The organism is Kitasatospora sp. NPDC127035 (assembly GCF_042726075.1).
Classification (GTDB): domain Bacteria; phylum Actinomycetota; class Actinomycetes; order Streptomycetales; family Streptomycetaceae; genus Kitasatospora.
On record NZ_JBHXDN010000010.1, the window covers coordinates 107,177 to 115,948 of the forward strand.

At 74.9% G+C, this 8,772-nt stretch carries 8 protein-coding genes and 3 tRNA genes; 7 read left to right on the top strand and 4 right to left on the bottom strand.

Going from position 1 to position 8,772, the window contains the following annotated elements; translation table 11 throughout:
- Positions 1 to 208 precede the first annotated feature (208 nt).
- From ACFWIC_RS09195 to ACFWIC_RS09205, 3 genes are all read left to right on the top strand, one after another.
- Complete coding sequence (locus ACFWIC_RS09195) at positions 209 to 1,555, top strand: FAD-binding oxidoreductase (RefSeq protein ID WP_380517227.1); 1,347 nt, start codon at positions 209 to 211, stop codon at positions 1,553 to 1,555.
- A gap of 150 nt (positions 1,556 to 1,705) precedes the next feature.
- The gene (locus ACFWIC_RS09200) at positions 1,706 to 2,227 is read left to right on the top strand and encodes a SigE family RNA polymerase sigma factor (protein WP_329949115.1); all 522 of its coding nucleotides are present in this window, start codon (positions 1,706 to 1,708) and stop codon (positions 2,225 to 2,227) included.
- Complete coding sequence (locus tag ACFWIC_RS09205; RefSeq protein ID WP_380517230.1) at positions 2,224 to 3,180, top strand: hypothetical protein; 957 nt, start codon at positions 2,224 to 2,226, stop codon at positions 3,178 to 3,180. Before ACFWIC_RS09200 ends, ACFWIC_RS09205 begins: the two co-directional genes overlap by 4 nt.
- Positions 3,181 to 3,336: 156 nt before the next feature.
- Here ACFWIC_RS09205 and ACFWIC_RS09210 read toward each other — a convergent pair.
- The 4 genes from ACFWIC_RS09210 to ACFWIC_RS09225 form a co-directional block, all read right to left on the bottom strand.
- Positions 3,337 to 3,410, bottom strand: a tRNA-Phe gene (locus ACFWIC_RS09210).
- Between the two features lie 27 nt (positions 3,411 to 3,437).
- A tRNA-Asp gene (locus ACFWIC_RS09215) sits at positions 3,438 to 3,511 on the bottom strand.
- Positions 3,512 to 3,567: 56 nt separating this feature from the next.
- Positions 3,568 to 3,640: transfer RNA gene (locus ACFWIC_RS09220), tRNA-Glu, on the bottom strand.
- A 166-nt stretch (positions 3,641 to 3,806) separates the two neighbouring features.
- The gene (locus ACFWIC_RS09225; RefSeq protein WP_329884514.1) at positions 3,807 to 4,148 is read right to left on the bottom strand and encodes a metallopeptidase family protein; all 342 of its coding nucleotides are present in this window, start codon (positions 4,146 to 4,148) and stop codon (positions 3,807 to 3,809) included.
- Between the two features lie 70 nt (positions 4,149 to 4,218).
- On the opposite strand from ACFWIC_RS09225, the gene crcB (ACFWIC_RS09230) reads away from it, so the two are divergent.
- The 4 genes from crcB (ACFWIC_RS09230) to ACFWIC_RS09245 form a co-directional block, all read left to right on the top strand.
- Positions 4,219 to 4,710 (top strand): fluoride efflux transporter CrcB, encoded by a 492-nt coding sequence (crcB, locus tag ACFWIC_RS09230; RefSeq protein WP_329949117.1) that lies wholly within the window; start codon positions 4,219 to 4,221, stop codon positions 4,708 to 4,710.
- Between the two features lie 62 nt (positions 4,711 to 4,772).
- On the top strand, positions 4,773 to 5,159 hold the full coding sequence (locus tag ACFWIC_RS09235; protein WP_380517329.1) for a DUF190 domain-containing protein: 387 nt from the start codon (positions 4,773 to 4,775) through the stop codon (positions 5,157 to 5,159).
- The gene (gene crcB, locus ACFWIC_RS09240) at positions 5,156 to 5,530 is read left to right on the top strand and encodes a fluoride efflux transporter CrcB (RefSeq protein ID WP_380517233.1); all 375 of its coding nucleotides are present in this window, start codon (positions 5,156 to 5,158) and stop codon (positions 5,528 to 5,530) included. Before ACFWIC_RS09235 ends, crcB (ACFWIC_RS09240) begins: the two co-directional genes overlap by 4 nt.
- A gap of 1,319 nt (positions 5,531 to 6,849) precedes the next feature.
- Positions 6,850 to 8,772: DEAD/DEAH box helicase (locus tag ACFWIC_RS09245; RefSeq protein WP_380517236.1), on the top strand; the 1,923-nt coding region annotated here is incomplete at its 3' end.

Sequence of the window (8,772 nt, forward strand, 5' to 3'; positions counted from 1 at the left end):
GCCCGCCCGCGCCCCCGGGGGGCGCCCGCCCCCGGGCCCCGCCGCCCGCCACGGTCCTCTACGCGGGCGGCCACCCCGGTCCGACCCCTCCCGGGCCCCTTCCCGCGCGGCCGATGGTGACGCTCCGTCAACAAGCCTTCCGGGCCGACCTGACAGAGAGCGGATGCGGACGGGATTGCTCCGCCCGCGACCGGGTTAGCCTCCCGGCATGATCGAGACCACAGGGCCGGTGTACCGGCCGGGCGATGACGACTATGACGCCCAACGTTCCGGCTACAACCTCGCGTTGGACCACCACCCCGCACTGGTGGTGGCCGCCGCCGACACCGCCGACGTCGCGGCCGCCGTCCGGTACGCCGACGAGCACGGCCTCGCGGTCGCCGTCCGCGCCACCGGCCACGGCATCTCCGTCCCCGCCGACGGCCAGCTCGTCATCAGCACGGCGGGGCTGAAGGGCGTCACGGTCGACCCGGACGCCCGCACCGCCACCCTCGCGGCCGGCGTCCGCTGGCACGAGGTGCTCGCCGCCGCCGCACCGCACGGCCTCGCCCCGCTCAGCGGCTCCAACCCCGACGTCGGCGCGGTCGGCTACACCCTCGGCGGCGGCATCGGCCTGCTCGGCCGCCGCTACGGGTACGCCGCCGACCACGTCCGCCGCCTCGACGTGGTCACCGCCGACGGCCGGCTGCGCACCGCCACGCCCGACACCGAGCCCGACCTGTTCTGGGCCCTGCGCGGCGGCAAGGACAACTTCGGCGTCGTCGTCGCCATGGAGATCGACCTCGTCCCGGTCGCGACCCTGTTCGGGGGCGGCCTCTACTTCCCCGCCGAGTCCGCCGCCGCCGCGCTGCACGGCTGGGCCGAGTGGAGCCGGACGGTTCCCGAGGAGCTCGCCACCTCCGCCCAGCTGATCCGCTACCCCGACCTGCCCGTGCTGCCCGAACCGCTCCGCGGCCGGTACGCCGCCGTCCTCCGGGTCGCCTGGAGCGGCCCCGCCGACCAGGGCGAGGACCTGGTCAAGCCGCTGCGCGCCCTCGGCACCCCGCTGCTCGACACCGTGCGCGAGCTGCCGTTCCAGGACGCCGGCACCATCCACCACGAACCGCCGTTCGCGCACCCCGCGTACGACCGCAACACCGCGCTGCGGGAACTCGCCCCCGAGGCGGTGGACACCCTCCTCGACCTCGCCGGGCCGGACACGGACAGTCCGCTGATCGTCGAGGTCCGCCTCCAGGGCGGCGCCTACTCCCGCGAGCCAGCCGTGCCGAACGCGGTCGGCGGCCGCGACGCCGGCTACCTCGCCTTCTCCACCAGCCTGATCGAACCGGGCCGGCTCGACGACCTGCGCGCCGCCCACCGCACCCTGCACGAACGCCTCGGCCCGTGGTCCACCGGCGGGGCCTTCGCCAACTTCTTCGGCTTCGACGCCGCCGACCCGGCGACCGTCCGCACCGCCTACCCCGAGGACGTCCACCGGCGGCTCACCGAACTCAAGGCCGTCTACGACCCGGGGAACCTCTTCCGCCTGAACTTCAACATCCCGCCCGCCGCCTGACGCCCGCCGCCCGACGCCCGCCGCCTGACGCCCGGCCGCGCGGTGCCGCCGGCCGACGTCCGGCCGCCACGACGTACGTTTCTCCTCGTCCTTCCTCGCCGGGCAACGGTTCACCACCGTCCCGGGCTCTGGGAGGGCGAGGAGGTACTCATGGGAGCCAAGAAGGCCGAGCGGGACTTCGAGTTCAACGCGTTCATGACCGGTGCCTGGCCACGTCTGATGCGCACGGCGTTCCTGCTGTCGGGGGAGCGCTACCTGGCGGAGGACCTGGTCCAGACGGCACTGGAACGGACGTACGCGGCCTGGGGGAAGGTCACCCGGGCCGACGATCCGTACGCGTACGTGCGCCGGATCCTGATCAACGAACACGCCCGCCGGTTCCGGCGGAAGCTTCCCGAGCGGCTGGTCACCGCCGTCCCCGAGCAGTCCGGCCCGGACGGCTTCGGACGGGTCGACGACCGGGCGGCGCTGCTGGAGGCGCTCGGCACGCTGCCCCCCGGGCAGCGCCAGGCGGTGGTGCTCCGGTACTGGGAGGACCTCAGCGAGTCCCAGGCCGCCGCCGCCATGGGCTGCTCCGTGGGCACGGTCAAGAGCCAGGCGTCGAAGGGGATCGCCAAGCTGCGCGAGCTCTCCTCACTCAACACCAGGACGAGCATCGGAGGTGCGGCGTGAACCGCGACGAAACAGGGTCGGCCGGAGCGGTCGAGGGAACGAGGGCGGTGGTCCGGGAGCTCTCCGGACTGGCGGAGACGGTGCAGATCGGCCCCGTGCCGTACACCGCCGTCCAGGCCGGAGGACGCCGCAGGGTGATGCGGCGGCGGTCCCTGCTGACGGGGGCGACGGCGCTCGCCGTGGTCGCGGCCGTCGGCGGCGTCGCGGCCGTCAACGGCGGCCCCGGCCCGTCGTCCCGGACCGGGCCGCTGATCGCGGCGTCCGCGGCGCTCTCGCCCGCGGCGGGCCCCGGACAGGCTCCGGCCGCCACACCCACCCAGACCGCCCCGCCCGCCCCCCGGGACCCGTTCACCCCGGTCCGGGTGCAGATGGCGTCGGGCACCAAGGACGGCAAGCCGTGGACCGCCTGGGCGGCCCTCTGGCCGGCCGTCTCCAAGGAACAGGCCCTCCAGCAGGCCCGGCTGATCTGGGAGGAGGACAAGGCGGCGGGCTCCACCGACTCCCCGCCGACCCAGGACTACGTCGACCAGTACCGGCACGCCGACCACGACCAGGTGGTCTTCTCCCTGATCGTGGACGGCAAGCGGATCTCGCGGTCGGTGGCGAGCGAGCAGCCCGTCCGGGGCGCCGTCCCGTTCTGGGGCACCCCTCCGCCCGGCTCGACCCCGCCCGGCGGGGTCGAGGACGTCACCGGCGGCGCCGCCTTCCACGCCTGGGCCAAGAACGGCACCGACGACCCGTTCTACGGCGCCCCCGAGGTCGGCTTCTTCACGGTCGCCCCCGAGGTCTCCTACGCCGAGGTGAAGTGGGCCGACGGCACCGTCACCCGGCCCGCCGTCGTGACCCTCGGCGACTCGCCCGTCCGCTGGGTCGCCGCCGACGGCACCTCGTCCAAGTACCGGGTCAGCCTCTACCTCGCGGACGGCACCCTCTACGCGGCCCAGAAGGGCTGAGCCGCCCGTCCGGGGCCGGGTGCGCGGGTCCTGTGGTCGGAGCGGTCCACCGCCCCGGGTACCGGAGCGCGCAGCCCGGAACCCCCGGACGGGCCCGCCTGCGGACACACGAAGAAGGCCCCGGAGAGTGAACTCTCCGGGGCCTTCCCAGTACAGTGGCCAGGGCCGGGGTCGAACCGGCGACCTTCCGCTTTTCAGGCGGACGCTCGTACCAACTGAGCTACCTGGCCGTACTGCACCGTCTCTTGCGAGACGAGCGATCCCGACGGGACTTGAACCCGCGACCTCCACCTTGACAGGGTGGCGAGCTAACCAACTGCTCCACGGGACCTGAGGTGGTGTCGCTCCACCAGGTCTTGCCTTACTGCACTGTACTACGGTACTGCGTGCCCCCAACGGGATTCGAACCCGTGCTACCGCCTTGAAAGGGCGGCGTCCTGGGCCACTAGACGATGAGGGCTTGCGGCCTGTCCCGCTGTCTCCAGCGTTCGGGGACGTCGAGAAGCATATGGGATGCCGGGCGGATCGCCAAAACGGGTTTCGGCCAGGTGGGCGGTGGGGCGCCGGTGGGGCGGTCCGGCCCGGGTGCGGTCGGGGTGCGAGCGGCGTGCGGTCGGGGTGCGGGCTCAGGACCAGCCGAGTTCGTCGAGCTCGTGGTCGTCGAAGCCGAAGTGGTGGGCGACCTCGTGGATCACCGTGGTGCGGACCTCGTCGACGACCTGCTCGCGGCTGTCGCAGAGGCGGAGGGTCGGTCCCCGGTAGACGAGGATCCGGTCCGGCAGCACGCCGGCGTACCACTCACCGCGTTCGGTGAGCGGGGTGCCCTCGTACAGGCCGAGAAGCTCGGGGTCGGCGGGGTCGGGTTCGTCCTCGACGAAGACCGCGACGTTGTCCATCATGGCCGCGAGCTGCGGGGGGATCTGGTCGAGCGCATCGCTGACCAGTACCTCGAAGTCTTCCCGGGTCATCTCCACCGGATCATTGTCGGGTCTGGGGTGACGGTGTGCCAGGCGGTCGACGGCGGTGTTTCATGGGCTCATGGCGACCTCGGAGGGCGTGGTGCCGGACGGCCCGGTGGGAGACCCGTCGCGGACGGTGGTCCCGCGGCGGCCGTCGGCGCTGCGCGGGCAGGGGCCGGCGGTGGCGGTGGTGGCGGTCGGCGGGGCGCTGGGGGCGGCGGCCCGGTACGGGGCCGGGCTGCTGTGGCCGACCGGGACGGCGGCGTTCCCGTGGACCACGCTGCTGGTCAACGTGGCCGGGTGCGCGGTGATCGGGGTCTTCCTGGTGGTGGTCACCGAGGGCCGTCCGGCGCACCCGTTGCTGCGGCCGTTCTTCGGGACCGGCGTGCTGGGCGGGTTCACGACCTTCTCGACGTACGCGGTGGACATCCGCGGCCTGCTGGAGGAGGGACGGCCGGGCCTCGGGCTGGCCTACCTCGGCGGGACGCCGGTGGCGGCGCTGGTGGCGGTCTGGGGGGCGTCCCGGGTGACGCGCCGTCTGGTCCGGCGCGGCGCGGGGAGGTCGGCGTGACGGGGCGGGGGCCGGAACCGGAACCGGGGGCGGATCAGGGGCGAGGTCCGGCGTCGTCGCGGCTGGGCGGGGAGGCGCTGCGGCTGACGGTGCTGGTCGGCGAGAACGACCGCTGCCGGCACCGCCCGCTGTACAGCGAGATCGTGCACCGGGCGCGGGCCGCCGGGCTGGCCGGGGCGAGCGTGTTCCGGGGGATCGAGGGTTTCGGGGCGTCGTCCCTGGTGCACACGGCGCGGCTGCTGTCGCTGAGCGAGGACCTGCCGGTGGCGGTGGTGATCGTGGACGCGGAGGAGCGGGTGCGGGCCTTCCTTCCGCAGCTGGACGGGCTGGTGGCGGAGGGGCTGGTGCTGCTGGACCGGTGCGAGGTGGTCCGGTACGCGGGCCGCGGCGGGCCGTCCGCGGACGGCGCGGCGGGTCCGCGCGGCGAAGCCGGGGAGGCCGGGGCGTGAACTGGTTGCTGGTGGTGGCCGGCGCGGCGGTCGGTGCGCCGCTGCGCTACCTGACCGACCGGGTGGTGCAGTCCCGGCACGACTCGGTGTTCCCGTGGGGGACGTTCACCGTGAACGCGGCCGGCTGCCTGGTGCTGGGGCTGTTGACCGGCGCGGTGGCGGCCGGCGCCGCGTCCTCGCACGTCCGGCTGCTGGTCGGGACGGGGTTCTGCGGGGCGCTGACCACGTACTCGACCTTCTCGTACGAGACGCTGCGGCTGGCGGAGGGCGGGGCCGTGCGGTACGCGCTGGCCAACGTCGCGGGCAGCGTCGTGGCGGGCCTGGCGGCGGTCTACGCGGGGGCGGGCCTGGCCTCGGCGCTCTGGGGCTGATCGCCCGGCGAGCGGGGCGCCCTGGGGCGGTCGCGGGTCCGGTCGGGGCACGCCCGTTCGGACCCGGGGGCGGGCGCGGCGCTCGTTCGGGTGCTTCCGGTGGGCCGGTCCGTGTCCGTGCGCCGGGGGCGCGCGTTGGGCACCAGAAATGGTGGCCGCGCGCGGTGGGTGGGCGGTCCGCCCGGGGCGGGGTCAGGAGAGGGAGCGCGGTGGCGGCGAAGCGTGCGATGCGTGCGGTCCGTGCGGTGCGTACGGAGCGGGAGACGGGCACTCGGGAGGGGCGGCCGGCGGAGCCGTCGGCGGCCGGGATCCCGGCGAGGGAACCGGCGGAGTCCGGGCGCCCGGCGGCGGTGGTGCGGTCGCTCGCGGAGCGGCGGGCCGAGCCGCGCACGGCGGCGGTCCGGACCGGGGTGGTGCGGGCGGCGGCGGTGCTGGCGGTGGCCGGGCTGGGGCTGACCGGGTGCATGTCGGTGGGGCCCGGGGCGGACGAGAAGCACGGTGCGGTGCCGGTCGGCCAGGCGGGGACGGCGGCCAGGCCGGGGTCCGGCCCGTCGGCCTCGCCGACGGCCGGCGGGCACCAGGGCGGTGCCTCGGGGCGGCCGGAGCGTGCGGGGAGCGTGCAGGGGCAGAACGCGCCGGGTGGCGGCCTCGGCCCGGCCATGGGCGAGCAGCCCGTCGTGACGGGTGATCTGAGCGACGCGAACGGCGCACCTGCCGGCGCGGAGCCGGTACCGGCTGGTGCGCCCGGCGAGTCCGCGCCCGGCGTGAGCGGCTCGGCCGGGGGCGCGAGCGTCAGCCCGGCGCCCCACTCGGGCTCCGGTGCGACCGCGGGCGGTGCGGCGGGCGGCGCGGGCGGGACCGCGGGGACGGGACACACCACGGGGGGCACCGGGGCCACCACCGGGACGGGCGCGGGCCCCGGCGACGGCCGTTCCGGCGGCTCGGCGGCATCCACCCCGGCCGCGAGCCCGAGTGCCCGGCCGCCCGCCTCGCCGGAACCCGGGCACACCACGCCCGCGCCGACCGCCACCCCGGCGCCGGAGCCGTCACCCGCTGTGACGGCCTCGTCGGCACCGAGTGCGGGGACCGGAGGGTAGTGGCGCGTGCGGCCGGGCTCCGGTTCCCAGGTCCGGCCAGCGCATTTGCCTTTGATCCCGAGGTTCGTCTATGGTGGTAGATCGTTCGTTTGATCCATTTGACTGGCGCCCTAACTCACCTGGCGCCCTTGGCGCGTTCCGGCGATCCGTGGCTGACCGCATAGAGGCGGTTGTGAAACAGAACCCCGGACTTTGGCGCGTGCCACTTCCGGAAGGTTTTAGATGTCTCTCGTTGACGACGCCCGCTTCGCCATGCCTGCGAGCGAGTCCGCCGCCGATGCCACCACCACCGAGCCGACCACCGACTCCCTCGACGCCGCCCAGCCGGTCGTCGAGGCCGACGCCGAGCTGATCGCCGCCGTCGACGAGGTCGAGGTCGCCGACACCGACGCGGTCGAGACCGCCGAGGAGCCCGCCGAGCCCACCCTCACCTTCGGCGACCTGGGCCTGCCGGACGACATCGTCCGCGCCCTCGCCAAGCGTGACGTCACCACCCCGTTCCCGATCCAGGCCGCGACCATCCCGGACGCGCTGGCCGGCAAGGACGTGCTGGGCCGCGGCCGCACCGGCTCCGGCAAGACCCTCAGCTTCGGCCTGCCGCTGCTGACCCGCCTCGCCGCCGGCGAGCGCACCCGTGCCAAGCACCCGCGCGGCCTGATCCTCGTCCCGACCCGTGAGCTGGCGATGCAGGTCGCCGACGCCCTGGAGCCCTTCGGCTCGGTGCTCGGCCTGCGGCTCAAGGTGGTCTGCGGCGGTACCTCGATGTCCAACCAGATCTACGCGCTGGAGCGCGGCGTCGACGTCCTCGTCGCCACCCCCGGCCGCCTGCGCGACCTGATCAACCGCGGCTCCGCCAAGCTCGCCGACGTCCAGGTCGCCGTCCTCGACGAGGCCGACCAGATGGCCGACATGGGCTTCCTGCCCGAGGTCACCGAGATCCTCGACCAGGTGCCGGCCGGCGGCCAGCGCCTGCTGTTCTCCGCCACCCTGGAGAACGAGATCGACACCCTGGTCAAGCGCTACCTGAACAACCCGGTCACCCACGAGGTCGACCCGTCGGCCGGCGCGGTGACCACCATGACCCACCACATCCTCGTGGTGAAGCCCAAGGACAAGGCGCCGATCACCAACGCGATCGCCGCCCGCAAGGGCCGCACGATCATCTTCGTCCGCACCCAGATGGGCGCCGACCGCGTCGCCGAGCAGCTCGTCGAGGCCGGTGTGAAGGCCGACGCGCTGCACGGCGGCATGACCCAGGGCGCCCGTACCCGGGTCCTCGGCGACTTCAAGGACGGCTACGTCAACGTCGTCGTCGCCACCGACGTCGCCGCGCGAGGCATCCACGTCGACGGCATCGACCTGGTCCTCAACGTCGACCCGGCCGGTGACCACAAGGACTACCTGCACCGCTCGGGCCGCACCGCCCGTGCCGGCCGCTCCGGCACCGTCGTCACCCTGGTGCTGCCGCACCAGCGCCGCGGCGTCTTCCGCCTGATGGAGGACGCGGGCGTCGACGCCGGCCGCCACATCCTGGACCACGCCTTCGACCCCGAGGTGGCCCGGATCACCGGCGCCCGTTCGCTGGTCGAGGTCCAGGCGGAGAGCGCGGCGAACATCGCCGGCGCCGCCGAGCGCGAGGTCGCCGACATGGGCCGCCAGCTGGAGCGCGCCCAGCGTCGGGCCGCCGAGCTGCGCGACGAGGCCGACCGGCTGTCCGCGCGGGCCGCGCGCGAGCGTGCCGACCTGGGCATCGTGGACGAGGCCCCGGCCGCCGAGGCCGAGGGCGAGGCCGTGACCACCGGCGAGACCGCCGTGACCGAGCCGGCCGCGACCCCCGCGGTGACCGAGGAGCGCGCGCCGTCGCACCGCGAGGCGCGCAGCGAGCGCCCCGCGTTCCGCGAGGACCGTCCGTCCTTCAACCGTGACCGTGACGACCGCGGTGGCCGCTCCGGTGGCTTCAACCGTGACCGTGACGACCGTGGCGGCTTCAACCGCGACCGTGGGGACCGTCCGTCCTTCAACCGTGACCGTGACGACCGCGGTGGCCGCCCCGGTGGCTTCAACCGTGACCGTGACGACCGTGGCGGCTTCAACCGCGACCGTGGGGACCGTCCGTCCTTCAACCGTGACCGTGACGACCGCGGT